Raw genomic sequence first — 24,711 nt, 5'->3', positions numbered from 1 at the left:
ATTGCCCGTTTCAACCACGGCGGTGTTGCCGGTCGACAGGATGGCGCCGATCTGGGTCAGAAGTTCTTGAGGCTCGGTGGCAAGGGCTGCGATCCTGCCGCGGGGGCAGAGCGAATAGATGTTGGTTTCGCCCACCGGCCCGGCCAGTTCCGCCGAATAGCCGAGAACCGACGCCGTGGCGAAAGCCGCACAGCGCTCCGCCGCCTCTGTATGCGCACCGGCCTGGAGCCAGGCGACATAACGCGCCGCTTTCGGATCGGGCCGGACGGCGGACCTGTCAGCCAGCGCCGTTGCGGCGTCGGTTCCCGCCAGCCGGCCGATATAGAGCGGGCCGCCGGCCTTGGGTCCGGTTCCCGACAGTCCGCGGCCGCCGAACGGCTGCACGCCGACCACCGCGCCGATGATGTTGCGGTTGATATAGATATTGCCGGCCTCGATCCGGTCGACGACGCTGGCGATCGTCTCATCAATGCGGGTGTGGAGGCCGAAGGTCAGGCCGTAGCCGGTGGCGTTCAGCGCCGTAATCAGATGGTCGAGCTGTTCGCGCCGGTAGCGCAGCACATGCAGCACCGGGCCGAACACCTCGCGACCAAGCTCGGCGATCGAGCCGATCTCGATGATCGCCGGGGCGACGAAGGTGCCATGCTCGGTCTCAGCTCCAAGCTTCAGGCGATCGACTGCATGGCCAGCCTCTGCCATCCGGGCAATATGGCTCTCGATCGTGTCGCGCGCCTCAGCGGTGATCACCGGGCCGACATCGACTGCCAGCCGCACGGGATTGCCGACCCCCAGCTCCGCCATGGCGCCGCGCAGCATGGTGAGCGTGTGGTCGGCGATGTCCTCCTGCAGGCAGAGAACGCGCAAGGCTGAGCAACGCTGGCCGGCGCTGTCGAAGGCCGAGGCGATGACATCGCCAACCACCTGTTCGGGAAGCGCCGTGGAATCGACGACGAGGGCGTTCTGGCCGCCGGTCTCGGCAATCAGCGGCACCGGCTGGCCGGCCCGTGTCAGCCGCCCGGCCAGCTGCCGCTGGATCAGGCGGGCCACTTCGGTCGAGCCGGTGAACATCACTGCCGTGGTGCGCGGATCGGCAACCAGTGTTGCACCGATCCGACCTTCGCCCGGCACGAGATGCAGCACGTCTCTTGGGACACCCGCCTCATGCAGCAGGCGAACCGCTTCGGCGGCGATCAGCGGCGTTTCCTCGGCGGGTTTGGCCAGCACCGGCCGGCCGGCGGCCAGGGCTGCGGCAATCTGGCCGGTAAAGATCGCCAGCGGAAAATTCCACGGGCTGATGCAGACCACCGGCCCGCTCTCGACGGGACTGCGGCCACCGCCCAGCGTGCGGCGCGCCTCTATTGCGTAATAGCGCAGGAAATCGACCGCCTCGCGCACTTCGGCAACCGCATTGGCATAGGACTTTCCGGCCTCGCGCACGATCAGGCCGAGCAGCACCGGCATGCGGGCCTCCATGGCATCGGCGGCGGCGGAAAGCCGGTCGGCGCGCTGTTGCGCCGGGCTTGCGGCAAAGCGGGCAGCGGCGGCATCGGCGGCCGTGAAAGCGGCCGCCAGCGCCTCTGTCGTCGCCATGCGGACCCGGCCGACGGTATCGCGGTGGTCGGCGGGATTGCGCACCGGCTGCCAATCGCCGGGTACGCCGCTGTCGGTGGTCGGCTCGGCTTTCCAGTCGATCGCAGCGCTGTCCTGCAGGCCGCGCGACAGCAGCGTTAACGCGCTTTCGCTGGAAAGGTCGAGCCCTTGGGCGTTGCGGCGGCCATCACCATAGATGTCGAGCGGGTGGAGGATGGCCGGGTGCGGGGCACCGACCGGCTGCTCGGCCCTGACGATGTCGACCGGATTGGCGGTCAGTTCCTCAACGGGTACCGACGCGTCTGCAATGCGGTTGACGAAGGACGAGTTCGCGCCGTTCTCCAGAAGCCGTCGCACCAGATAGGCCAGCAGCGTTTCATGGGTGCCGACCGGCGCATAGATGCGGCAGGGGCGGTTGAGATGGGCTGGGCCGACGACCTGCTTGTAGAGCGGCTCGCCCATGCCGTGCAGGCACTGGAACTCGTAGCGGCCGGTCGCGAAGTCGGGTCCGGCCATGGTCATGATGGCCGCCAGCGAATGGGCGTTGTGGGTGGCAAATTGCGGGAAGACGGCATCGGGTGCGGCCAGCAGCTTGCGGGCGCAGGCCAGATAGGAAACGTCGGTATGGACCTTGCGGGTATAGACCGGGTAGTCGGCAAGGCCATCGACCTGGGCGCGCTTGATCTCGCTGTCCCAATAGGCACCCTTGACCAGCCGGATCATCAGCCGCTGGCCGGACCGGCGGGCCAGATCGATGATCCAGTCGATGACGAAGGGGCAGCGCTTCTGGTAGGCCTGGATGACGAAGCCAAGCCCCTTCCAGCCCGACAGTTCCGGATCGAAGGCGAGGGCTTCCAGAAGATCCAGCGACAGCTCCAGCCGGTCGGCTTCCTCGGCGTCGATATTGAGGCCGATATCGTAGCGTTTCGACAGCAGCGCCAGGCCTCTGACGCGCGGCAGCAGCTCGGCCATGACCCGGGCGCTCTTGGCGCGCGCATAGCGCGGGTGCAGGGCCGACAGCTTGATGGAGATGCCGGGGCCGTCATAGACGCCGCGGCCGGCCGAGGCCTTGCCGATGGCGTGGATGGCCGCTTCATAATCCTTCAGGTAGCGGGCGGCGTCCTCGGCCGTGGTCGCGGCCTCGCCCAGCATGTCGTAGGAATAGCGGAACCCCTTGGCCTCTAGCGCGCGGCTGTTCTTCAGCGCCTCCTCGATGGTCTGGCCCGTGACGAACTGCTCGCCCATCATGCGCATGGCCAGGTCGACGCCCCGGCGGATCACCGGTTCGCCGCCGCGGGCAATCAGCCGGGTCAGCGCCGAAGACAGGGTCGTTTCGCTGGCGGTCGAGGTCAGCTTGCCGGTGACGACAAGGCCCCAGGTGGCGGCGTTGACGAACAGCGAGGCGCTCTTGCCGAGATGGGAGCGCCAGTCGCCGCCCGATATCTTGTCGCGGATCAGCGCGTCGCGCGTCGCCGTGTCGGGAACGCGCAGCAAGGCTTCGGCCAGGCACATCAGCGCCACGCCCTCCTGGCTCGACAGGGAATATTCATGCACCAGCCCTTGCACCCCGCCATGCGAGACATTGGCGCGCAGGCCCTCGACCAGCCGGCGGGCCAGGGCCGCCGTCGCATCGCTGTCCGTCTTGCTCATCGTCGCCAACTCCACCAGCGGCGGCACGCAGACCGTTTCGGCCGTGCGGCAGGCCTCGGTGATCGCCCGGCGCAGGGCATCGCGATCGGGAAGGGTGGCGAATGTGGCAAAGGCCGCGCTGGCGTCGACGGGGGGATTGGCCTGCTTAGGGTCTGTCATGGGGCGCCTTCGGCTTGGAGGGTCGATGAAGATGGCAAGCCGGCCCGGACCGCAGGTCCTGCATTGCCACGATCAAACGTCATGGACAAGCTGTATATCGCGACAAACGCCGCGTAAAAAGCGGCATTTCGGCGAAAAATATGGAGGATATAACTGGAATTTTGGAGATTTAGCGTGTTTTCGTCGAAATACGGGAGGCGTGGTTTTGTTTGGCTGCTGAAAAGCACAACATGCACGGCTACCTTCTCCTACTTCTTGTCTCTCGTGTGCCATGCCGCGTCGCCAAGAAGAATGATTAACGGCAGTTTGCCGATGTTCGTCACAGGGGCAAAGAACGTAGCTTTGTATGTTTCCCGATCGGGATTTCATGCATTGACGGCGCAGAGATGATTTCAGTGATCCTGCACATGTCGGGCCACCTGGCAACTAGCGTGGCTGCTACTTGGTTCAACGGAGTTTTTTGATATCCCGCGGCGAGAATAAAGCCGTGAAGGCCAGCAGAACGGAGGGCAGCGCGCTCGGCTGGGTTCTTGAGGATGCGCTTGTCGCCCGAGACAAAGATCCAGACTTCCGTTGCGGATCTAAGGAGGTCAATCCATTCCAAGTCCGTTGAATGACGGCCTCTTGGGAGTTCGGCTATGTCCTTGATGTGGACGGCTGCGTGCCCGGAATGAACAATGAATCCGTGAAGTGTCGAAGCGAGAACTGGCGCAGTGCAGTTGTCGAAAAAGACCTTCACGCGGCCATCCGTTGTCCTAGTGAAGTCTCGAACTCGATGGCCCTACGAACGGACGCTTCCGGGACTTCATACGCGCGCGCCGCGCCGATGATGCCTTCCTGTTGAGCCGCAGCCGCCAACACATTTGTCGGTACGCTTGAACTGGCATCAATGGGCTGGCCGAAAGAACGGGATGGGTCGACAACCACGTTTAACCGGCGCCCTCCTGGCCACCAAAGCAAGGGATTGCCATCCTCCCCGAAATCCACGGTCTTCAGGATGGGATCGATTATGCCTTTAAACTCATATTGTCGGCGGAAAAGGTTGAGAAGCCGTTCGCGCTCCTCACCATCAGGGCCAGTCTCGAATATGCGCAGGAAAATTTCACGACCATCAGTCCGGAATCGATCCGTTGAAAGAGGGTGATCCTGGCCGAGTGCTTCGCGCGCAATCTGGATCGCAGTTCGCACACGTATCGCAGACACACCGGCGCGAATGAATGCGTCCGCTACCCGCACCTCCATCAAGTCTCGAAAACCGAGAATGAGGCGGTCGTCGCCAAGGTCGACTTCCGGTTTCCACAGCGCCGGATACGACTTTCCATCAATGGAGTGGCCGCGGAGCCAGCGAGTGATTTTCGATGTCGGGACGCGCAGAAGCTTTCCTGCTTCGGCAGGCGTATAAAGACCCAAGCCTATTAAGTCGCCCATCTGAAATTCTCCTCGAATTACTGATCCAGCAAACTTTCAAGCTGTCAATGAAAACTCACTGAGACAGTACATGTGCCGTGCATTTTCTTGCTTCGGCAACCTCAACGACACCCCGCGGGGATGTCTGCAAGCCATTCACATCTCTGAGAGAAATTGGAGCGGGTGAAGCGATTCGAACGCTCGACCCCAACCTTGGCAAGGTTGTGCTCTACCCCTGAGCTACACCCGCTCATCACCTCGGTCCGGGGGTATTCGGTGAACCGTGGGTCGCTGTTTGCGGCGACGGGCGCTATATGGCCCAACCGATTTTCAAATGCAACAGGGAAATGACGACGGAACGAAGAAAAAATTGCCGGTGCGTTTTTCAATCTTGGCAAACCCTTGGTGCACAGGGCCTTTGGAGGGGGATGGCGATTGCCAATCCTTGAGCGCGGACGTATCACGATGCCGACAAGCCGGCATTCGCCGCTCCGTGATCGATGCAAAAGAGACCTGCCATGACTGCGACCGCGCCCAAGACCGCCGAAGATCTGTTCCGTTTTCTCGATGACCTTGCCATTCCCCATCAGACCAAGACCCATGCGCCGGTCTTCACCGTTGCCGAATCGGTGTCCCTGCGCGACGAAATTCCCGGCGGCCATACCAAGAACCTGTTCGTCAAGGACAAGAAGGACCAGTTCTTCCTGCTGACGGTCGAGGAAAATGCCATCGTCGACCTGAAGGCCGTGCACACGCTGATCGGGGCGGCCAGCAAGGTATCGTTCGGCAAGCCGGAAAAGCTCATGGAGTATCTGGGCGTCATTCCCGGTGCGGTCACGGCGCTGGGGGCGATCAACGATACCGGTCAGAACGTCACCTTCGTGCTTGATGCCGAGCTGATGGCGCATGACATCATCAACTGCCATCCGCTTACCAACGACGCGACCACATCGCTGGCTGGCGCCGATCTCATCCGCTTTCTTGAGGCGACCGGCCACTCGCCGCTTGTCTTGAAAGTCACGGCCTGACATACGATCTAAACAATGGAATAAGGCCCGGCGCGGCAACAAAAGGCGGGAGACCACAATGAGCGATACCAGCAATCCCTATGGCGGCTTTGGCGGCCAGATGACGGCGCAGGCCCATTTCGGCGCGGCGCCCGCCAAGGCTCTCGTCGGCGATACCACCACCGCTGGCTTTGCCAAGGATGTGCTTGAGGAATCGCGGCGCCAGCCGGTTCTGGTCGACTTCTGGGCGCCCTGGTGCGGCCCGTGCAAGCAGCTCCAGCCCGTCATCGAGAAGGTCGTCAACGAGGCCAATGGCCGCGTCAAGCTGGTCAAGCTCAATATCGACGATCATCCGTCCATCCCGGGCCAGCTCGGCATCCAGTCGATCCCGGCCGTCGTCGCTTTCGTCGATGGCCGTCCGGTCGACGGTTTCATGGGCGCCATTCCGGAAAGCCAGATCCGCCAGTTCATCGAGAAGCTGGGCGGCTCGAACGAGGCCGATGCGGCCGCCGAAATCGCTGCCGTTCTGGAAGAAGCCAAGGGCCTGCTGGCGGCCGGCGATTTCGAAGGCGCTGCCCAGCTCTACGGCGCGGTGATGCAGGCGGCGCCCGACAATGTCGTGGCGGTGGCCGGCATTGCCGACTGCATGATCGCCTCCAACCAGCACGAGCGCGCCCGCCAGCTTCTCGAAAGCATGCCGGCGGACATGTCGGCGTCCGCCGAAATCCAGGCGGTGCTGAAGAAGCTCGACCAGATCGATGAGGCCCGCAAGCTCGGCGATCCGGTGGCGCTGGAGCATCAGCTGGCGCTCAATCCCGACGATCACGCAGCGCGCATCAAGCTTGCCAAGATCCTCAGCGTCCAGGGCAAGCGCGACGAAGCGGCCGATCATCTGCTGATCATCATGCGGCGCGACCGCACATTCGACGACGACGGCGCACGGCGTCAGCTGCTCGAATTCTTCGATGTCTGGGGCGTCAAGGACCCTGCCACCATCCAGGCGCGCAGAAAGCTGGCATCGATCCTTTTTGCGTGACGGGCCGGCGCGCCCTTGAGTTTCGTTGCGGCTGCGCCAATTTGATAGGAAGAACCAGGTGGGCGCGATTTCGCGCCATAAGACCTGGCATGGGAGGCGTTCATGCAGGTCGGGAATGCCAGATATCTGACAGCAGGTGATGTTCCCGAAACATTGCCGATCTTCCCCTTGGCAGGGGCGCTGCTGCTGCCGGGCGGGCAATTGCCGCTTAATGTTTTCGAGCCGCGCTATCTGGCGATGTTTGACGCCGCGCTGGCCGGCAACCGGCTCGTCGGCATCGTGCAGCCGGCGCTTTCGGAGCCGGAAGCAGCGCTCGACGCGAACGATTCGCCGGCACTGTGCCAGGTGGGCTGCATCGGCCGCATCACCTCCTGGGCCGAGACCGGAGACGGGCGTTACATCGTGTCGCTGGGCGGGGTCTGCCGGTTTCGGGTGATCGACGAGATCGCCGGCCATAAGCCCTATCGCACCGTTCGCATCGCACCGTTCATTGCCGATCTGTCGTCGGCGCAGGAAGAGAACACGGTTGACCGGGATGGGCTGCTTTCGGCCTTTCGCGCCTATCTCGATGCCAACAAGCTGGAGGCCGACTGGGACAGCGTCAAGCGCGCCAGCAACCTGACGCTGGTCAATTCCCTGTCGATGATGTCGCCGTTCGGCCCTGCCGAAAAGCAGGCCCTGCTGGAGGCGCCGGATCTGAAGACCCGCGCCGAGACGCTGGTGGCAATCACGGAAATCCTGCTGGCGCGCGATTTCGGCGATGTCGACACGATGCTGCAGTAGGGGGACCGCTTTGCCATGGATGAGAAGCTGAGCCAGGTCGATCCGAAGCTCCTGGAACTGCTGGTCTGTCCGCTGACCCGCGGGCGGCTGACCTTTGACCGCGACAGCAACGAGTTGGTGTCGGAAAAGGCGCGGCTCGCCTATCCCATTCGCGATGGCATCCCGATCATGCTGGTCTCCGAGGCCCGCAAGATCGAGGATTGAAGCGCTTCCGGTCGCATTTCTAGATCGCCTGGCCGGCCAGCAGTTTTGGTCCGCCCTTGCCTGATGTGCCGGCGGCTTCCGAGATGAAGAAGGATTTCAGCTTCGGCAGGCGGTCGACCAGACCGAGGCCGAAATCGCGGGCCATGCGGATCGGCGCGACGTCATTGGAAAACAGCCGGTTCAGCACATCCGTCGTCACGCCCATGCGGAACGTGTCGAAGCGCCGCCAGGTCTGGTAGCGCTCCAGGACATTGAGATCGCCGATATCGAGGCCGAGACGGTCGGCCTCGACAATGGTTTCGGCGAGCGCTGCCACATCCTTGAAGCCGAGATTGAGGCCCTGGCCGGAGATCGGATGGATGCCATGGGCCGCGTCGCCGGCCAGCGCCAGGCGCGGCGCGACGAAGGCGCGGGCGAGCGTCAGGCCAAGCGGAAAGGCGCGGCGGTTGGCGGTGGCCTTCAGGGCGCCGAGCTTGTGGCCGAAGCGCCGCTCCAACTCCTCCTCGAAGACCAGATCATCGGCGGCTACCAGCCGGTTGGCGTCTGCCGTGCGCTCGGTCCAGACCAGCGAGGAGCGGTTGCCCTTGAGCGGCAGGATGGCAAAGGGGCCGGCGGGCAGGAAATGCTCCTCCGCGCAGCCATCGTGCGGGCGCTCGTGCTCGACGGTGGTGACGATGCCGGATTGTCCGTAATCCCAGGTCACCGTCTTGATGCCGGCCAGGTCGCGCAGCTTCGATTTGACGCCGTCGCAGGCCACCACCAGCCGGGCGCTGAGCACGGCGCCGTCCGAGAGCGTCAATTCGGCGGCCGGGCCGCTGGTGCTGAAGCCGGTGGCGCGGGTGTCGTGGCGAATGGCGATGCCGGCATTCGCCGCGGCGTCGCGGAGTGCGGCCACCATGCTCACATTGGGGATCATGTAGGCGAAGGGCTGGCCGTTCTCGACGGTCCCGTCGAAGGTCAGGAAAACGGGGCGCACCGGATCGCCGGTTTTCGAATCGGTGACGATCATCCGGGTGATCGGTTCGGCATCCGGCGCGATGCGCTCCCAGATGCCGAAGACCTCAAGCATGCGGGTTGCCGCCGCGATGATCGCCGAGGCTCTTGGATCCTTCTGCCATTGGCCTTCGGGTGCGGCTTCGACCACCTCGACCGACAGATGAGGGGCTGCCTGCTTGACCGCGAGCGCCACCGACAGGCCGACATATCCTCCGCCGACAACGATCAGATCCAACATGGCGTGCTCCCTTGCAGCTTGTATCCGTGATCTGTCCTATATAGATCAGCCTTGAAATTCTTCCTACAAGCGAGGTCGGCAAAAATGTCGCAGGAGCATGAAGACCAGACAGCCATGGATCAGCTGATCCGCACGCTTGACCTTGAAAACCTCGAGGTCAACCTGTTTCGCGGCAGCAGCCCGCAGGTCGGCTGGCAGCGGGTGTTCGGCGGCCAGGTGATCGCCCAGGCGCTGATGGCGGCGCAGCGCTGCGTCGAGGCGGACCGCTTCGTCCATTCTCTGCATGCCTATTTCATGCGGCCGGGAGATCCCGCCGTGCCGATCCTCTACCAGGTCGAGCGCATTCGCGACGGTGCGAGCTTTGCCACACGGCGCGTCGTCGCCATCCAGCATGGCAAGGCGATCTTTTCCATGTCGGCCTCCTTCCAGCTGGAAGAGGAGGGTTTCGACCATCAGGTTGCCATGCCCGATATCAAGCCGCCGGAAGCGCTGATGGGCGAGACGGAGTTCCGCGAGGTCTTCCTGTCGCAGGCGCCTGAAAACGTTCGCAAATATTGGGGACGCGAGCGGCCGGTGGAAATCCGCCCGGTGTCGCTCGTCCACTATCTGACCAAGGACAAGCTGAAGCCGGAAGCGCATATCTGGGTGCGGCCGACCGGCACCGTGCCCGATGACCGGCATTATCAGTCAGCAGTGCTGGCCTACCTCTCCGACATGACATTGCTCGATACCTCGCTCTATGCCCATGGCCGGTCGATCTTCGATCCCAGCCTGCAGGTGGCCAGCCTTGATCACGCCATGTGGTTCCACCGTCCCTCGGCGCTCGACGACTGGCTGCTCTATACCCAGGACAGTCCAAGTGCTTTTGGCGGGCGCGGAATGACAAGGGGGAGCCTTTACAGCCGCTCAGGCTCGCTGATCGCCTCGGTGGCGCAGGAAGGCTTGATTCGGAAAAAGGCAAATGATTAAAGAGTGGGCAATTATTGAAAACTGCACAAGATTTGCCCGCCCACTGGCCATTCAACTGCCTGTTTCTTAGCTCGTTATCTTATAGTCTTTAGAATTCAATAACTTATTCCCAGGCCTCCAATCTGGCACATACTTTGAATGTCACAGACCAGTCGCTGCTTAATTGATCTTGCCAGCGGCAAGGAGAGTCGGCTCCGCGCCGAAGGACAAACATAAGGATGGGAAACCAGATGAAGATTGTGATGGCCATTATCAAGCCGTTCAAGCTCGATGAGGTCCGCGAGGCTCTGACCGCTGTTGGCATTCAGGGCCTGACCGTGACCGAGGTCAAGGGATACGGACGCCAGAAGGGACACACCGAGATCTATCGCGGAACGGAATATGCCGTGAGCTTTCTGCCGAAGTTGAAGATCGAGATCGCGGTCGCGTCCGATATCGCGGACAAGGCTGTCGAGGCGATCGCCTCTGCTGCCAAGACCGGGCAGATCGGTGACGGAAAGATCTTCGTCTATTCGATCGATCAGGCCGTGCGCATTCGTACCGGCGAAACCAATACCGAAGCGTTGTAAGAACGGCTGCAAGGGGAGTTGTTTCTGATGTCATTTTTCAAATTTCCATCTTCTATGGCGCGCCTGGGCGCCGCCTCGGCCGCCTTGCTGGCGCCGGCGATCGCCTTTGCGCAGGACGCGGCCGCTCCGGCCGTTGCCGAAGCAGCGGCTGCCGCTCCGGCCATGACGGTTGACAAGGGCGACACCACCTGGATGTTGATCTCGTCGGCGCTGGTTCTTCTGATGACCGTGCCGGGCCTGGCCCTGTTCTACGGCGGTCTCGTGCGCACCAAGAACATGCTGTCCGTGCTCATGCAGGTCCTGATGGTCGCCGCAGTGGCGATGCTCGTCTGGGTCGCCTATGGTTACTCGCTGGCCTTTACCGATGGCGGTTCGCTGAACAGCTTCGTTGGCGGTTTCTCCAAGATGTTCCTGGCCGGCGTCGACGTGACGACCGTGGCGGAAAGCTTCTCCAAGGGCGTCGCCATTCCGGAACTGGCCTTCGTCATCTTCCAGATGACCTTCGCCGCCATCACCCCCGGCCTGATCATCGGGGCCTTCGCCGAGCGCATCAAGTTCTCGGCGGTCATCCTCTTCACCATCCTGTGGCTCACCTTCATCTACTTCCCGATGGCCCACATGGTCTGGTTCTGGGGCGGCCCGAGCGCCTATGACGGCCCGACCGGCCTGATCTTCGGCTTCGGCGCCATCGACTTCGCCGGCGGCACCGTCGTCCACATCAATGCCGGCATCGCTGGTCTCGTCGGCGCCATCATGGTCGGCAAGCGCACCGGTTACGGCAAGGACATGATGGCACCCCATTCCATGACCCTCACCATGGTCGGCGCCTCGCTTCTCTGGGTCGGCTGGTTCGGCTTCAACGCCGGTTCCAACCTGGAATCGAACGCCTATGCCGCGCTTGCCATGATCAACACCTTCGTTGCAACCGCTGCCGCCATCGTCTCCTGGGCGATCGTCGAAACCTTCAGCCGCGGCAAGGCCTCGATGCTGGGTGCAGCATCCGGTGCCGTTGCCGGTCTCGTCGTGATCACGCCTGCCGCCGGTTTCGCCGGTCCGATGGGCGCCATCGTCATGGGTCTCGTGGTTTCGCCGATCTGCTACTTCTTCGTCTCCACCGTGAAGAACAAGTTCGGCTATGACGACACGGCTGACGTGTTCGGCGTTCACTGCATCGGCGGCATCATCGGCGCCCTGCTGACCGGCGTGTTCGTCAACCCGGCTCTCGGCGGCGCTGGTATCGTCGACTATTCGACGGCCGATTTCGCAGCTGGTTATGCCGGCACGGCAACCCAGGTCTGGGCCCAGTTCAAGGGCGTCATCGTCACCGTTCTGTGGTCGGGCATCGGTTCGGCGATCCTGTTCAAGATCGTCGACGTCATCGTTGGCCTGCGTGTTCCGGTGGAAGCCGAGCGCGAAGGTCTCGACCTCGCCTCGCACGGCGAAGCTGCCTATCACTCCTAAAGCCATCGCGCGGCGCTGGTCTCCAGCGCCGCGGATCCTCCGACCGTGGCTTTCCTGAAGCACGCGTTTGGCCCGGGCAGCAATGTCCGGGCTATTTTTTTGCCCTCCGCAGACCACGGTCTCGCGTCCTTTTGCTGGACGGGCGTGCCTTTTGCCCAAGAAGTGCCGCGAAACACCTCCATGGTTAAAGGGGTGTTAACCGGCCGGTTGATACTCTGCCACAGAGCGGGGCATGCACGGTTCGACCGAACCCCCTTGTTGCAGCCCCGGCACATGACGGACCTATCAGAACGGCAGGCGGAAAATATGAGCAGAAGCACGTCAGCGTCGATGCAGGAGCGCTCCGGCCGATTGGCCCTGACCGCCTTCGTGGTGCGGCAGATCCTGGCGCTGGCGGGATTCGCCATATTTCTGTTGCTGGTGCTGGCGGTCGCAGCCCTTGCAACCTGGAACGTCGCCGATCCGAGCTTCTCCTATGCGACCGGCAATCAGCCGAGCAATATTCTTGGCTATCCCGGCGCGGTCTTTGCCGACCTGATGATGCAGTTCCTCGGCCTGTCCAGCGTCATTGCCCTGCTGCCGGTGCTCGCCTGGTCGCTGGCGCTGATCTCGGGCCGGACGATCAACCGCATCCCGGCCCGCATCGCCACCTGGCTGGTCGGTGCGCTGGTCACGTCGGCCGTCGTCGGCTGCTTTCCGCCGCCGCTGACCTGGCCGATCCCCAACGGTATCGGCGGCGTGCTCGGCGACATGATCCTCAGGTTCCCGGCACTGTTCATCGGCGCCTATCCGACCGGCAATTTCGCCATGGTGGTCGGTGGCATCTTCGCGGTCCCGGCCACCTGGCTGCTGCTGTTTGCCGCCGGCATCATCGGCCGCGAGGTGGTCGAGGCGGATGAGGACGAGGCGCCGATCCAGCCGGTCAAGGCGCGTCCCGCCAAGGCCACAGTCGAGGACGACGAGGACGACAGAGCCGGTCCCTTCGCGCTGACCTTCGGTGCCATGGCGCACGGCTGGTACATGACGCAGGCCCGCATGCGCCGGCTGTTTGGCATCAAGCCGCGCCGGCGCGACCGGTCGCAGTTCGAACAGCCCTATGATTTCAACGATGACGAATTCGGCGCGCTCAACGAGCCCGTCCGGCCCAAGGTGACGAGCGACGGGATGCGGGCCGAGCCGCCGATGGACATGCCCGCAGAACGGCGGCGGATGGTTGCCGCCCCGCCGATCTCTAGGGATGACGATGACAGCGATTTCGACATGGACACCTCTCCTCGCCGGCCGGTCGGCATCCTGCCGGATGACGACGAGGATATGGATGGCGGATGGGTCGTGGCGCCTGAAGCCCGTCCCGCCGCCGCCAGCGCCCCGCCGCGCGCCTCGGCTCGGGTGGCAGCGCCCCCGCCGCGGCCCAAGCCCAGCGCCCGTATCGAGAAGGAGGCGCAGGCCTCGTTTATCCGTCCGGACGGCTTCCAGCTTCCGCCGATCCATCTTCTGGCCGAACCCAAGGCCATTGCCCGCGATGCCACCCTGTCGGCCGACGCGCTGGAGCAGAATGCCCGCATGCTGGAAGGCGTGCTGGAGGATTTCGGCGTCAAGGGCGAGATCATCCATGTGCGCCCCGGTCCAGTCGTCACCCTCTACGAATTGGAGCCGGCGCCCGGCATCAAGTCGTCGCGCGTCATCGGCCTTGCCGACGACATCGCCCGTTCGATGAGCGCGATTGCCGCGCGTGTCGCCGTGGTGCCCGGTCGCAACGCCATCGGCATCGAATTGCCCAATCAGCGCCGCGAGACCGTCTACCTGCGCGAGATGATCGGCTCCCGGGATTTCGAGCAGAGCAAGGCCAAGCTTGCCATGGCGCTCGGCAAGACGATCGGCGGCGAGCCTGTCATCGTCGACATTGCTAAGATGCCGCATCTGCTGGTCGCCGGCACGACCGGCTCGGGCAAGTCGGTGGCGATCAACACCATGATCCTGTCGCTGGTCTATCGCATGACGCCGGAAAAGTGCCGGCTGATCATGATCGATCCGAAAATGCTCGAACTTTCCGTCTATGACGGCATTCCGCATCTGCTGTCGCCCGTCGTCACCGATCCGAAGAAGGCCGTCGTGGCGCTGAAATGGACGGTGCGCGAGATGGAAGAACGCTACAAGAAGATGTCGAAGATCGGCGTGCGCAATATCGACGGCTTCAACAGCCGCGTCGAGCAGGCGATCGAAAAGGGCGAGGTGCTGACCCGTACCGTGCAGACCGGCTTCGACCGCCAGACCGGCGAGGCGATCTACGAGACGGAAGAGTTTGACCTGCAGCCGATCCCCTATATCGTCGTGATCATCGACGAAATGGCCGACCTGATGATGGTGGCCGGCAAGGATATCGAAGGTGCCGTGCAGCGGCTGGCCCAGATGGCGCGCGCCGCCGGCATCCATGTCATCATGGCGACCCAGCGACCCTCCGTCGACGTCATCACCGGCACGATCAAGGCCAATTTCCCGACCCGTATCTCGTTCCAGGTGACGTCGAAGATCGACAGCCGCACCATCCTGGGCGAACAGGGTGCCGAGCAGTTGCTGGGCATGGGCGACATGCTTTACATGGCCGGCGGCGGCCGCATCCAGCGCGTGCACGGTCCCTTCGTGTCGGATACCGAAGTCGAAGAGATCGTCGCCTACCTCAAGACGCAAGGCTCACCGCAATATCTCGACGCGATCACCATCGATGACGACGACGACGAGGGCGGCGGCAGCGGTCCGGCCGGTGCGGCCAACCTCGCCGAATCGGACGATCCTTACGATCAGGCCGTGGCCATCGTGCTGCGCGACGGCAAGGCGTCGACCTCCTATATCCAGCGCCGCCTCGGCATCGGCTACAACCGCGCCGCCTCGCTCATCGAGCGCATGGAGAAGGAAGGCCTGATCGGGGCTGCCAACCACGCCGGCAAGCGTGAGATCCTGGTGCCGACGGAAGCCGACATCGTCGAACGCTAAAACCGTTCCGGAGCGCAATTGCGGTCCAGACATCGCCGCCTGCCCGGCGCTGCCGGTCATCGTCATGATGACGCCGTGTTTTTCGGCGAGGGAAGGCGAACAAGGAGATTGTAATGTCTGACATCAAAGCCGATCTTACGCCAACGCATCTGCAGCAGACCGTTCTGACCCGCCGCCGGCTGATCGCCGGTGCCGCCGGCCTTGGCGCTGCCGCGTGGTTGCTCGGGCCATCGGCCTTTGCCGCCGGCAATGAAAATGCTGCCCAGAAAGTGGCCGACCATTTTTCATCCGTGAAGACCATGACCGGCGAGTTCGTGCAGTTCGGGCCGCGCGGCGAGCAGACGGCCGGCAAGTTCTTCATCGAGCGACCGGGCAAGCTGCGCTTCAACTATGAGGCGCCGTCGCCGATGCGGGTCATCTCGGATGGCCGCAATGTCGTCATCGGCAATGTCAAGCTGAAGACCTGGGACATCTACCCGCTGTCTAAGACGCCACTCAGCCTGCTTCTGTCCGACAAGATCGATCTTGGCCATCAGATGGTGCGCGACGTGAAAGAAGAGGCGGATCTGACGACGATCGTGCTGGGCGACAAGTCGATCTTCGGCGATTCGACCATCACGCTGATGTTCGATCCCAAGACCTACGATCTGCGCCAGTGGACGATCACCGATGCCCAGGCCAAGGACACTTCGGTGATGATCTTCAACGTCCAGAACGGCCTGGCCTTCGATCCGAAGGTTTTCGAAGTGCCGTACGAAGAGGTCCGCAACCGCGGCATCAACAAGAACTGAGCCGGCCGGGTGCCAGCCATGTGGAAAAGGCGCTACAGACCTTGAGGTCCGGCGCCTTTTGGCTGTTCAACGCCGTCCTGATTGCCTAAAGCTCGATCAGCGCCATGGACGGCGCGACGAAGGCAGGGACGGGACCGCATGGCATTTTCAATCACCACCTGGAACATCAATTCCGTCCGCCTGCGCCTGCCGATCGTCGAGCGGCTGCTGTCCGAGGTCCAGCCCGACATTCTCTGCCTGCAGGAAATCAAGTGCCAGAACGACCAGTTCCCGACCGAGCCGCTGCAGGCGCTGGGCTACAAGCATATCATCCTGCACGGCCAGAAGGGCTATCACGGCGTCGCCATCGCATCGAAATTGCCCCTGACCGAAGATCATCGCCAGGACTATTGCGGGGTGGGCGACAGCCGGCACATCTCGGCGATCTTCGAACAGGGCGGCCGCCGCATCCGCATCCATAATTTCTACGTCCCGGCCGGCGGCGACGAGCCGAACCGCGAGGTGAACCCGAAATTTGGCCATAAGCTCGATTTCATCGAGGAGATGAAGGCGCTGAATGCCGAGGCCGAGCCCGGTGTCTCGGCCATTCTGGTCGGCGATCTCAACATCGCGCCGCTCGAAAACGATGTCTGGTCGCACAAGCAGATGCTGAAGATCGTCAGCCATACGCCGGTCGAGACCGACGGGCTGCTGGACGTCATGCAAAAAGGCCGCTGGGTCGACCTGATGCGCCAGGTCGTCGACCCGGCCGACAAGCTCTACACCTGGTGGAGCTACCGCGCCAAGGACTGGGATGCCGCCGACAAGGGCCGCCGCCTTGACCATATCTGGTCCTCGGCCGATCTCGGACCACTGCTGCAGCGAATCGACATCCTGCGGGACGCCCGCGGCTGGGACCGGCCGTCCGACCACGTGCCGGTGACGGCGCATTTTTCTCTTTGACGTTTGTTTGAACGGCTTTGCTCTCTCGACGGCGGCCCCTCATCCCCGGCGCAACGCGTTGCGCCTGACCTGCCGGCACCTTCTCCCCGTGAACGGGGAGAAGGGACGGATGTCGAACCGTCCCCATTCCTCTGACGCTTCAAGCGGGGCCGTCGCCTCTCCCCGCTTGCGGGGAGAGGGTTAGGGTGAGGGGCCAAGTTTTCCAGTTGTAGCTTCGGTGTCAGGTGAACCGATATCCAAGCGAGGCTGCCTGGGTGGCAAGTGCGGCGACATTCTGGCGGATGCGGTCCTGCAGAACGGCGGCCATCTCGGGATATTCCTCGAGCAGCCTATGGAACAGGGCGCGGGTGATGCGGATGACGTTGGAATCCTCGAGCGCGATGGCGGTATACTTGCGCTCCACCATGGTGGCCAGCGCCAGTTCCGACAGCATGGTGCCGGGCTCGGCGATCGCCTCGACCTTCGGCTTGCCGCCGCGCCCGAGCGTCGACAGTTCAAAGCGGCCGCGGGCGATGACATAGGCGCATTCGGCCGGTGATTTTTCGCGGAACAGCGCCTGGCCTGCGCCGATCGGCCGGTGCTCGGCGCCGAACGCGATCAGCCGCAGCTGGTCCTTGTCCAGATCCTGGAACAGCGGAACGGCGGACAGCAGTTCCATGTCATCGCTCAGCGCCATGCCGGTCCCTTTTCCTTACGGAATGATCTTGTAGCCGCCGTTCTCCGTGACCAGGATTTCCGCGGTGGAAGGATCCCGTTCTATCTTCTGGCGCAGGCGATAGACATGGGTTTCCAGCGTATGGGTGGTCACGCCGGAATTGTATCCCCAGACTTCTTCAAGCAGAACGTCGCGGGTCACCACCTTCTGGCCGGCGCGGTAGAGATAGCGGATGATCGCCGCTTCCTTTTCCGTCAGGCGGATCTTCTTGCCGTCGTCGGTGGTCAGCAGTTTCTGGCTCGGCTTGAACAGATAGGGGCCGACCGTAAACGTGGCATCCTCGCTCTGCTCGTGCTGGCGCAGCTGGGCGCGGATGCGGGCCAGCAGCACGGCAAAGCGGAACGGCTTGGTCACATAATCGTTGGCGCCGGCTTCCAGGCCCAGAATGGTGTCGCTGTCGGTATCGTGCCCGGTCAGCATGATCACCGGCGCCTTGAAGCCGCCCTTGCGCAGCAGTTTCACCGCCTCGCGCCCGTCCATATCCGGCAGGCCGACATCCATGATCATCAGGTCGATCTGGCCATTGCGCGCCGCCTGCATGCCCTTGGTGGCGTTCGATTCCTGCTGCAGCACGAATTCTTCGTAGAGCGACAGCTGCTCCACCAGGGTGTCGCGCAGGTCGTCGTCATCATCGACCAGAAGGATGGTGCGTGCCGTCATGAAGTTCGGTCTCCCTATCGCTGCGATCCATGCCGTCACAGGCCTTGCTCCGGTCCCTTTGGCGAAACCAGAGCGCAGTTGTCTTTGCCAGCTGGCTATGAATACAATTGAAATCACAGGCAAAGCAAAAACTTGTGAGCATAATGCGTCGGGCCAGCGAAAAAGCGAAGACAAAAAAGCCGGATATCCTCGTCCGCGTCAGCCCACGCGACAGGACCAAGGCGATCCTGAGGGTCGGGCCGGTCGCCATGCGGGCCGCCCTTGGCCGATCCGGCCGGACCGTGCTGAAGCGCGAAGGCGACGGCGCCACGCCGATGGCTGCGATGCGGCTGCTTTCCGGCTTCGTGCGGCGCGACCGGTTTCGGGCACCGATCAGTCCCTTGCCCCTGAGGTCGATCACCGGCGGCATGCTGTGGTGCGATGCGCCCGGCCATGCGGCCTATAACCGCCCGGTCAGGGCGCCCTTTGCGGCCAGCCATGAGGACTTGCTGCGGGCCGATCATCTCTACGATGTCTGCCTGGTCCTGGACTGGAACCTGTTGCAGCGGCGGCGCGGCTGCGGCTCGGCGATCTTCTTCCATCTGGCCAAGCCAGGATATTCGCCGACCGAGGGCTGCATCGCCGTCAGCGCCTGCGACATGCGCCGCCTTCTGCCTCTGCTGCACAAAGGCCGGGTGGTGCGGGTGATGTGAGGCCGGATCGGTAAAGATTGCCGGTCCGGCCTTAAAATCCTGCCGGCAGGACCTATCTAGGACAGGCACCCCGTCACCTACGGGCTTGCATGGCGTGCCTGGTGGCATTCATCCGTCATCAGCCAGGACAGCCCCTCAGGCCCCGTCCGTTTCATTTGCCAATTCATGGGAGATATCCATTTGATCGACCAAGCCCATATGAGCCTCAACGATGGCTCCCGGATCCCGCAGGTCGGGCTCGGCGTCTGGCAGACGCCGAATGACCAGGCCGCACCGGCCGTCAAGGCGGCGCTCGAGGCGGGCTATCGCCATGTCGATACGGCCGCCATCTATGAAAACGAAGAAGGCGTTGGCCAGGGCATCCGCCAATCCGGCCTTGCCCGCGGCGAGATCTACCTCACCACCAAGCTGTGGAACAGCGAGCAGGGTTTCGATTCGACGCTCAAGGCCTTCGATGCCAGCCTGAAGCGGCTCGGCACCGACTATGTCGATCTCTACCTGATCCACTGGCCGTCGCCGCATCGCGGCCTGTTCGTCGATACCTGGAAGGCATTCATCCGGCTGAAGGAGGAAGGCCGGGCGAAATCGATCGGCGTCTCGAATTTTGATCCCGAGCACCTGGACAAGATCATCGCCGAGACCGGCGTGGTGCCGGTGATCAATCAGATCGAATTGCATCCGGATTTCCAGCAGAAGGCCCATCGCGCCTTCCACGAGCAGCATGGCATCGTCACGCAATCCTGGAGCCCGCTCGGCCAGGGCAGACTGCTCAGCCATCCGGTGATCGGCCGGATTGCCGAAAGCCATGGCCGCACGCCGGCCCAGGTGATCATCCGCTGGCATATCGACAACGGTCTCGTCGTTATCCCGAAATCGGTGACGCCATCGCGCATCGTCGAGAATTTCAAAGTGTTCGACTTCACGCTGACAGCCGACGATCTGGGCGAACTTGCCAAGCTCGACAGCGGCTCGGCCCGTATGGGCCCGGATCCGAAAACCGCGACGTTCTGATCGCCCGCGCCACAAAGTCTGCATAACGACCCAAGACCCGCATCGCCCCGGCGTTGTGGGTCTTGTTGTGTGGCGCTAGGATTGCCGGAGACGACATATCATTCAAGGCGCGCTGCGGCGGAAGGGGCATGGCATGCGGATACTCTCGTTGAACGCCTGGGGCGGCACCCTGCACGCGCCGCTGATGGATTATCTGGCCGCCGCGGACCCCGACATTCTGTGCCTGCAGGAGGTGGTGAGCAGCGCCGTTGCCGCGGCCGACTGGCTGGTTTACCGGGACCGCGACGTCGAACTGCCGCAACGCCCCCATCTGTTCGACGAGATCCGGGCAGCCCTTCCCGGGCATGACGGATCCTTCCATCCGACCTCGCGCGGCGAACTCTTCGACGGTGACAGGGCCGTGCCCTGCGAGTTCGGGCTGGCAACCTTCGTGCGCCGGGGCCTTCCGGTGATCGGCCAGGCTGTCGGCTTCGTGCACGGGGCATTCTCGCCCGATGGCTGGGGGCCGCATCCGCGGGCCCGCAATGCCCATTGCCTGCGGGTCTTCGATTATGACAGGGGTTTTGCCGTCACCGTGGCGCAGATGCACGGCTTGCGCGACGTGGCCGGCAAGGGCGACATGCCGGAGCGCGATGCGCAGGCAGAGGCGCTCGTCGCCCTGATCCGGCAGGTCTGGCCCGGTCATGAAAGGCTCGTCGTGTGCGGCGATTTCAACGTGCTGCCGGAAAGCCGGATCTTCGCGACGCTGGCGGGGCTGGGTTTGACCGATCTCGTCGTTTCGCGCGGATTTGCCGATACGCGCACATCATTCTATCGCAAGCCGGGACGCTTTGCGGACTACATGCTGGTCACGCCTGAGGTCGAGGTGGTGCGGTTCGACGTGGTCGAGCAGCCGGAGGTCTCCGACCACAGGGCCTTGCTGCTGGACCTGCGCTAGTGTTGATCGCCGCGATATGCCGCGGCGATCAGGGAGCTTTTAGGACTGCCGGGATGCCGGCTATTTCCACTCGCGGATATCGACGAAATGGCCGGCAATGGCGGCGGCGGCGGCCATGGCCGGCGACACCAGATGGGTGCGGCCCTTAAAACCCTGGCGGCCTTCGAAATTGCGGTTCGAGGTCGAGGCGCAACGCTCGCCCGGCTTCAGCCGGTCGTCGTTCATCGCCAGGCACATCGAGCAGCCCGGCTCGCGCCAGTCGAAGCCGGCCGCCTTGAAGATCGTGTCGAGGCCTTCGGCTTCGGCCTGTTCCTTGACCAGGCCCGAACCCGGCACGATCATCGCCGAGACGGTCGAGGCCACGGTGCGGCCCTCGACGACCTTGGCCACTTCGCGCAGGTCTTCGATGCGGCCATTGGTGCAGGAGCCGATGAACACCCGGTCGATGGCGATATCGGTGATCCTGGTGTCCGGCTTCAGGCCCATATAGTCGAGCGCCCGCCATTTCGAGGTGCGCTTGTTCTCGTCTTCGATCAGGTCCGGGTTCGGCACCACGCCCTGGACGGAGACGACGTCCTCCGGCGAGGAGCCCCAGGAGACGATAGGCGGCAGGTCGGCGGCGTTCAGCACGACGACGCGGTCGTAATGGGCGCCCTCGTCGGTCTGCAGGGTCTTCCAGTATGCGATCGCCTGTTCCAGCTCTTCGCCCTTCGGCGCGCGCGGCTTGCCCTTGATATATTCGAAGGTCTTTTCATCGGGCGCGATCAGGCCGGCGCGGGCGCCGCCTTCGATCGTCATGTTGCACACCGTCATGCGGCCTTCCATCGACAGGGCGCGGATCGCCTCGCCGGCAAATTCGATGACATGGCCGGTGCCGCCGGCCGTGCCGATTTCGCCGATGATGGCCAGAATGATGTCCTTGGCGGTGACGTGGTCCGGAAGGACGCCGTCGACCCGCACCAGCATGTTCTTGGCCTTCTTCTGGATCAGCGTCTGGGTGGCCAGAACGTGCTCGACCTCCGATGTGCCGATGCCGTGGGCCAAAGCCCCGAAGGCGCCGTGCGTCGAGGTGTGGCTGTCGCCGCAGACGATGGTCATGCCGGGCAGGGTGAAGCCCTGTTCCGGGCCGACGATGTGCACGATGCCCTGGCGCTTGTCGCTGGCCGAGTAATATTCGACGCCGAATTCGGCCGCGTTCTGGGCAAGCGCTTCCACCTGGATGCGGCTTTCCTCGTTCTTGATGCCGAGATGGCGATCCGGCGAGGTCGGCACGTTGTGGTCGACGACGGCCAGCGTCTTTTGCGGCGCGCGCACGGCGCGGTGGGTCATGCGCAAGCCTTCAAACGCCTGCGGGCTCGTCACCTCATGCACGAGGTGGCGATCGATATAAAGAAGACAGGTGCCGTCGGCCTGGCTGTCGACCAGATGGTCGTCCCAGATTTTATCGTAAAGGGTGCGGGGTGCGCTCATGATTGTGACATCCAATGGAGAGGTGAAAGGGGGTCGTGAACTGCGAAGACCATCGACGCAAACGTCGGACGGTCCGTGCCGGCGGCTTTTACGAAAGGCGGCCGGTGAGTGCCCCGAAAACGCGCGCGAAAAAGCGGGCCGGCAGGCGCTTGTGGTCCTGCAGCACGTAGATATCAGGCGCGAGACATCCGAATTTCGATCCCATGACCGCTTCCATAGCAGTTTAGAATTGTTCCGGCAATAATTTTGCTGCAGCCCGGCCGCAGCCTGCCGATGCCGGTTGCGGCGGTCCGCAACGGCTTGAGCAAGGGGGCACGCTCGCATCGACGCTGAATTCCGAATTTATTTCGCAATCGATGGAATGAGAGGGATGGCAATATCGTATACCTTGTTATGGACCCAGATCGGCGCAACTTCGACATCATCGGGCAGCTGGCTTCGCTCAGGCGTTATGCGCGCTCGCTGGTGCGCGATCCGGGCGATGCCGAAGATCTCGTGCATGATGCGCTGGTCAAGGCCTATGAGCGCCGGCTGACGTTCAAGGCCGGCGCCAACCTTCGCGGCTGGCTGCTCTCCATCGTCCACAATACCTATGTCGATGCGCGCCGGTCCCATGCGGCCCGCAAGCGCCGCGACGATGCGCTCCAGGTCGAAGGCGAGCCGCTGCAGCCGGCGTCCCAGGAAGATGCCCTGCATCTCGCCCAGATCCGCGAGGCCTTTCTGTCTCTGCCGCTCGAGCAGCGCGAAGCGCTGCATCTCGTTGCCATCGAGGACATGTCCTATCAGGCGGCGGCGGATACGCTGGGGATTCCGGTCGGCACCCTGATGTCGCGGGTGTCGCGGGCCCGGGCGAAGCTTAGAACCTACGAAGACGACGCCGGCGCGCGGTCCCATCTCAAACTCGTCGGAGGCGGCAATGACTGACATGCCGATACTGGACACGGAACTCGACGCCTATGTGGACAATCAGCTCGATCGAGCGGCCCGTATCCGCGTCGAGCGCTATCTCGGCAAGAATCCGGACGCGGCGGCCCGCGTCATGGCGGATACGGCGATCCGCAACCATCTGCGGCTGGCCATGGACTTGGACAGTGGCTTGCAGCGGGCGGAAACCCGCGAGGCCGCCCGGCGCCTGTCGGCCGGGCTTGGCCAGAAGCGCCTGTGGACCAAACTGCAGCGCATTGCGGCCATGGGCCTTCTGCTCACCACCGGCTGGATCGCCAGCTCGTATTTCGGACCGTTTGCGGCGACCAGCGTGATTGCCTCCGTCCATCCGCCTGCTTTCGTCGACCAGGCGATCCAGGCGCACCAGACCAGCTTGCTGCGCGCCAGCATGCTGTCTCAGCCGGAGACCGCGAAGCTTGATGTCGATGACATAAGGTCGGCCACGGCCATCGTTCTGCCGAAGCTGCCGGACAGCTGGGCCGTCGTCGACGTGCAGGTTTTCCCGTCCAACTTCGGCCCCAGCGTCGAACTGTCGATCAAGACCTCCGATGACCAGCGACTGTCGCTGTTTGCGGTGCGCCCGGGGTTTTTCGCGGTCGAAAAGGTCGCCAGCGTCAATGTCGCCAGTGGCGAGGCGGCCTATTGGCAGATCGGCGAGGTCGCCTATGCGCTGGTGTCCAGTCAACCCAATAGCGGCCTCTTGGACGAAGCCGCCCTCTTGAGCAAAACCCTTTACTGATCCAACAGGAGATTTCCATGCACCAGGACGAACAGCGCTTCGGCGCAACAACGGCTCCCCATTCGGGTGTCATCTTCGACGAGGCCCTGCGCCAGCACATGCTGCGCGTCTATAACTATATGGGCGCCGGCCTGCTGATCACCGGTCTCGTTGCCTTCATCGTCGGCAATGTTCCGGCCCTTTACGTGCCGATCTTTTCGTCGCCGCTGAAATGGGTGGTGATGCTGGCGCCGCTCGCCTTCGTCTTTTTCTTCTCGTTCAAGATCCAGACCATGTCGGCCTCAACCGCGCAGTTCGCCTTCTGGGCCTTCTGCGCCGTGATGGGCCTGTCGCTGGCCTCTGTTTTCCTGGTGTTCACCGGCGCCAGCATCGCCCGCACTTTCTTCATCGCGGCAACCATGTTCGGCGCCACCAGCCTCTATGGCTACGTGACCAAGCGCGACCTGACGCAGTTCGGATCGTTCCTGATGATGGGCCTGATCGGCGTGATCATCGCCAGCGTCGTCAACATCTTCCTCGGCTCGTCGGCCCTGCAGTTCGCCATCTCGCTGATCGGCATCGCCGTATTCGTTGGCCTGACGGCCTATGATACCCAGAACATCAAGAGCCAGTTTGCCGAAAACATCGACCAGGAATCGCAGCAGAAGATGGCCGTGTTCGGCGCTCTGTCGCTGTTCCTCAACTTCGTCAATATTTTCCAGCTGCTGCTGCACTTCACGGGCGAGCGCGAGTAGGGTCTCGCCCAAATC

The 24,711-nt window shown here is 63.2% G+C and carries 23 protein-coding genes and 1 tRNA gene; 16 read left to right on the top strand and 8 right to left on the bottom strand.

Annotated features, from left to right (window positions below; all coding sequences use genetic code 11):
- The 4 genes from putA to HGO38_RS18010 form a co-directional block, all read right to left on the bottom strand.
- Window positions 1-3,399, bottom strand: a 3,399-nt coding sequence (gene putA, locus HGO38_RS18025; RefSeq protein ID WP_250957283.1) for a trifunctional transcriptional regulator/proline dehydrogenase/L-glutamate gamma-semialdehyde dehydrogenase, incomplete at its 3' end; no start/stop codon positions are given.
- Window positions 3,400-3,718: 319 nt separating this feature from the next.
- Window positions 3,719-4,138: a PIN-like domain-containing protein gene (locus HGO38_RS18020; protein ID WP_250957282.1), complete on the bottom strand. Its 420-nt coding sequence runs from the start codon at window positions 4,136-4,138 to the stop codon at window positions 3,719-3,721.
- Window positions 4,135-4,827, bottom strand: a complete 693-nt coding sequence (locus HGO38_RS18015; RefSeq protein WP_250957281.1) for a hypothetical protein — start codon at window positions 4,825-4,827, stop codon at window positions 4,135-4,137. The genes HGO38_RS18020 and HGO38_RS18015 overlap by 4 nt, the downstream gene beginning before the upstream one ends.
- Before the next feature lie 154 nt (window positions 4,828-4,981).
- Window positions 4,982-5,056, bottom strand: a tRNA-Gly gene (locus HGO38_RS18010).
- A gap of 268 nt (window positions 5,057-5,324) precedes the next feature.
- Between HGO38_RS18010 and HGO38_RS18005 the strand changes: the two genes are divergently transcribed.
- From HGO38_RS18005 to HGO38_RS17990, 4 genes are all read left to right on the top strand, one after another.
- Entirely contained in the window at window positions 5,325-5,834 is a 510-nt protein-coding gene (locus HGO38_RS18005) for a prolyl-tRNA synthetase associated domain-containing protein (protein WP_250957280.1), read from the top strand.
- Window positions 5,835-5,892: 58 nt separating this feature from the next.
- The gene (trxA, locus tag HGO38_RS18000) at window positions 5,893-6,849 is read left to right on the top strand and encodes a thioredoxin (RefSeq protein WP_250957279.1); all 957 of its coding nucleotides are present in this window, start codon (window positions 5,893-5,895) and stop codon (window positions 6,847-6,849) included.
- Between the two features lie 102 nt (window positions 6,850-6,951).
- Entirely contained in the window at window positions 6,952-7,632 is a 681-nt protein-coding gene (locus HGO38_RS17995; RefSeq protein ID WP_250957278.1) for an LON peptidase substrate-binding domain-containing protein, read from the top strand.
- A 15-nt stretch (window positions 7,633-7,647) separates the two neighbouring features.
- Window positions 7,648-7,836, top strand: coding sequence for a Trm112 family protein (locus tag HGO38_RS17990; RefSeq protein WP_250957277.1), 189 nt, complete (start codon window positions 7,648-7,650; stop codon window positions 7,834-7,836).
- 19 nt (window positions 7,837-7,855) lie between these two features.
- Here the strand turns inward: HGO38_RS17990 and HGO38_RS17985 are convergent, their stop codons facing one another.
- Window positions 7,856-9,070, bottom strand: a complete 1,215-nt coding sequence (locus HGO38_RS17985; protein ID WP_250957276.1) for a ubiquinone biosynthesis hydroxylase — start codon at window positions 9,068-9,070, stop codon at window positions 7,856-7,858.
- Between the two features lie 84 nt (window positions 9,071-9,154).
- Between HGO38_RS17985 and tesB the strand changes: the two genes are divergently transcribed.
- The 6 genes from tesB (at window position 9,155) to HGO38_RS17955 (ending at window position 16,793) form a co-directional block, all read left to right on the top strand.
- Window positions 9,155-10,039: an acyl-CoA thioesterase II gene (gene tesB / locus HGO38_RS17980; RefSeq protein ID WP_250957275.1), complete on the top strand. Its 885-nt coding sequence runs from the start codon at window positions 9,155-9,157 to the stop codon at window positions 10,037-10,039.
- 218 nt (window positions 10,040-10,257) lie between these two features.
- Window positions 10,258-10,608 (top strand): P-II family nitrogen regulator, encoded by a 351-nt coding sequence (locus HGO38_RS17975; RefSeq protein WP_284739460.1) that lies wholly within the window; start codon window positions 10,258-10,260, stop codon window positions 10,606-10,608.
- A 27-nt stretch (window positions 10,609-10,635) separates the two neighbouring features.
- Window positions 10,636-12,069 (top strand): ammonium transporter, encoded by a 1,434-nt coding sequence (locus HGO38_RS17970; protein WP_250957273.1) that lies wholly within the window; start codon window positions 10,636-10,638, stop codon window positions 12,067-12,069.
- A gap of 306 nt (window positions 12,070-12,375) precedes the next feature.
- Entirely contained in the window at window positions 12,376-15,060 is a 2,685-nt protein-coding gene (locus HGO38_RS17965) for an FtsK/SpoIIIE family DNA translocase (RefSeq protein ID WP_250957272.1), read from the top strand.
- 113 nt (window positions 15,061-15,173) lie between these two features.
- Complete coding sequence (locus tag HGO38_RS17960; protein ID WP_250957271.1) at window positions 15,174-15,851, top strand: outer membrane lipoprotein carrier protein LolA; 678 nt, start codon at window positions 15,174-15,176, stop codon at window positions 15,849-15,851.
- A 138-nt stretch (window positions 15,852-15,989) separates the two neighbouring features.
- The gene (locus HGO38_RS17955; protein ID WP_250957270.1) at window positions 15,990-16,793 is read left to right on the top strand and encodes an exodeoxyribonuclease III; all 804 of its coding nucleotides are present in this window, start codon (window positions 15,990-15,992) and stop codon (window positions 16,791-16,793) included.
- A gap of 220 nt (window positions 16,794-17,013) precedes the next feature.
- On the opposite strand, the gene HGO38_RS17950 is transcribed toward HGO38_RS17955, so the two are convergent.
- Window positions 17,014-17,469 carry a cyclic nucleotide-binding domain-containing protein gene (locus HGO38_RS17950; RefSeq protein ID WP_250957269.1) on the bottom strand — a complete coding sequence of 152 codons (456 nt, stop codon included), beginning with the start codon at window positions 17,467-17,469 and terminating at the stop codon, window positions 17,014-17,016.
- A 15-nt stretch (window positions 17,470-17,484) separates the two neighbouring features.
- The gene (locus tag HGO38_RS17945; RefSeq protein ID WP_250957268.1) at window positions 17,485-18,168 is read right to left on the bottom strand and encodes a response regulator transcription factor; all 684 of its coding nucleotides are present in this window, start codon (window positions 18,166-18,168) and stop codon (window positions 17,485-17,487) included.
- A gap of 143 nt (window positions 18,169-18,311) precedes the next feature.
- Between HGO38_RS17945 and HGO38_RS17940 the strand changes: the two genes are divergently transcribed.
- From HGO38_RS17940 to HGO38_RS17930, 3 genes are all read left to right on the top strand, one after another.
- Window positions 18,312-18,860, top strand: coding sequence for a L,D-transpeptidase family protein (locus tag HGO38_RS17940; RefSeq protein WP_250957298.1), 549 nt, complete (start codon window positions 18,312-18,314; stop codon window positions 18,858-18,860).
- 198 nt (window positions 18,861-19,058) lie between these two features.
- The gene (locus HGO38_RS17935; RefSeq protein ID WP_250957297.1) at window positions 19,059-19,871 is read left to right on the top strand and encodes an aldo/keto reductase; all 813 of its coding nucleotides are present in this window, start codon (window positions 19,059-19,061) and stop codon (window positions 19,869-19,871) included.
- 133 nt (window positions 19,872-20,004) lie between these two features.
- Window positions 20,005-20,808 carry an endonuclease/exonuclease/phosphatase family protein gene (locus tag HGO38_RS17930; protein ID WP_250957267.1) on the top strand — a complete coding sequence of 268 codons (804 nt, stop codon included), beginning with the start codon at window positions 20,005-20,007 and terminating at the stop codon, window positions 20,806-20,808.
- 60 nt (window positions 20,809-20,868) lie between these two features.
- Here HGO38_RS17930 and leuC read toward each other — a convergent pair whose 3' ends face one another.
- Window positions 20,869-22,278, bottom strand: a complete 1,410-nt coding sequence (gene leuC, locus HGO38_RS17925) for a 3-isopropylmalate dehydratase large subunit (RefSeq protein ID WP_250957266.1) — start codon at window positions 22,276-22,278, stop codon at window positions 20,869-20,871.
- 393 nt (window positions 22,279-22,671) lie between these two features.
- Here leuC and HGO38_RS17920 point away from each other — a divergent pair, with 393 nt between their 5' ends.
- The 3 genes from HGO38_RS17920 to HGO38_RS17910 are packed head-to-tail and all read left to right on the top strand — an operon-like array spanning window position 22,672 to window position 24,696.
- On the top strand, window positions 22,672-23,202 hold the full coding sequence (locus tag HGO38_RS17920; protein ID WP_250957265.1) for a sigma-70 family RNA polymerase sigma factor: 531 nt from the start codon (window positions 22,672-22,674) through the stop codon (window positions 23,200-23,202).
- The gene (locus HGO38_RS17915) at window positions 23,195-23,962 is read left to right on the top strand and encodes an anti-sigma factor family protein (protein ID WP_250957264.1); all 768 of its coding nucleotides are present in this window, start codon (window positions 23,195-23,197) and stop codon (window positions 23,960-23,962) included. The genes HGO38_RS17920 and HGO38_RS17915 overlap by 8 nt, the downstream gene beginning before the upstream one ends.
- Before the next feature lie 17 nt (window positions 23,963-23,979).
- Window positions 23,980-24,696, top strand: a complete 717-nt coding sequence (locus HGO38_RS17910) for a Bax inhibitor-1/YccA family protein (RefSeq protein WP_250957263.1) — start codon at window positions 23,980-23,982, stop codon at window positions 24,694-24,696.
- Window positions 24,697-24,711 lie beyond the last annotated feature (15 nt).

It is taken from the genome of Rhizobium sp. CG5 (assembly GCF_023701945.1).
Classification (GTDB): domain Bacteria; phylum Pseudomonadota; class Alphaproteobacteria; order Rhizobiales; family Rhizobiaceae; genus Allorhizobium.
The sequence above is the reverse complement of the archived record's forward strand: the minus strand, read 5'-3'. Positions and strand labels throughout refer to the sequence as shown.

Coding starts and splice junctions, on each gene's coding strand:
- trxA (WP_250957279.1), top strand. CDS start 5,893: ATGAGCGATACCAGCAATCCCTATGGCGGCTTTGGCGGCCAGATGACG.
- HGO38_RS17970 (WP_250957273.1), top strand. CDS start 10,636: ATGTCATTTTTCAAATTTCCATCTTCTATGGCGCGCCTGGGCGCCGCC.
- HGO38_RS18015 (WP_250957281.1), bottom strand. CDS start 4,827: ATGGGCGACTTAATAGGCTTGGGTCTTTATACGCCTGCCGAAGCAGGA.
- HGO38_RS17950 (WP_250957269.1), bottom strand. CDS start 17,469: ATGGCGCTGAGCGATGACATGGAACTGCTGTCCGCCGTTCCGCTGTTC.
- HGO38_RS17965 (WP_250957272.1), top strand. CDS start 12,376: ATGAGCAGAAGCACGTCAGCGTCGATGCAGGAGCGCTCCGGCCGATTG.
- HGO38_RS17995 (WP_250957278.1), top strand. CDS start 6,952: ATGCAGGTCGGGAATGCCAGATATCTGACAGCAGGTGATGTTCCCGAA.
- HGO38_RS17975 (WP_284739460.1), top strand. CDS start 10,258: ATGGGAAACCAGATGAAGATTGTGATGGCCATTATCAAGCCGTTCAAG.
- tesB (WP_250957275.1), top strand. CDS start 9,155: ATGTCGCAGGAGCATGAAGACCAGACAGCCATGGATCAGCTGATCCGC.
- HGO38_RS17915 (WP_250957264.1), top strand. CDS start 23,195: ATGACTGACATGCCGATACTGGACACGGAACTCGACGCCTATGTGGAC.
- leuC (WP_250957266.1), bottom strand. CDS start 22,278: ATGAGCGCACCCCGCACCCTTTACGATAAAATCTGGGACGACCATCTG.
- HGO38_RS17990 (WP_250957277.1), top strand. CDS start 7,648: ATGGATGAGAAGCTGAGCCAGGTCGATCCGAAGCTCCTGGAACTGCTG.
- HGO38_RS17955 (WP_250957270.1), top strand. CDS start 15,990: ATGGCATTTTCAATCACCACCTGGAACATCAATTCCGTCCGCCTGCGC.
- HGO38_RS17945 (WP_250957268.1), bottom strand. CDS start 18,168: ATGACGGCACGCACCATCCTTCTGGTCGATGATGACGACGACCTGCGC.
- HGO38_RS17910 (WP_250957263.1), top strand. CDS start 23,980: ATGCACCAGGACGAACAGCGCTTCGGCGCAACAACGGCTCCCCATTCG.
- HGO38_RS17985 (WP_250957276.1), bottom strand. CDS start 9,070: ATGTTGGATCTGATCGTTGTCGGCGGAGGATATGTCGGCCTGTCGGTG.
- HGO38_RS17930 (WP_250957267.1), top strand. CDS start 20,005: ATGCGGATACTCTCGTTGAACGCCTGGGGCGGCACCCTGCACGCGCCG.
- HGO38_RS18005 (WP_250957280.1), top strand. CDS start 5,325: ATGACTGCGACCGCGCCCAAGACCGCCGAAGATCTGTTCCGTTTTCTC.
- HGO38_RS17940 (WP_250957298.1), top strand. CDS start 18,312: ATGCGTCGGGCCAGCGAAAAAGCGAAGACAAAAAAGCCGGATATCCTC.
- HGO38_RS17960 (WP_250957271.1), top strand. CDS start 15,174: ATGTCTGACATCAAAGCCGATCTTACGCCAACGCATCTGCAGCAGACC.
- HGO38_RS17935 (WP_250957297.1), top strand. CDS start 19,059: ATGAGCCTCAACGATGGCTCCCGGATCCCGCAGGTCGGGCTCGGCGTC.
- HGO38_RS17920 (WP_250957265.1), top strand. CDS start 22,672: ATGGACCCAGATCGGCGCAACTTCGACATCATCGGGCAGCTGGCTTCG.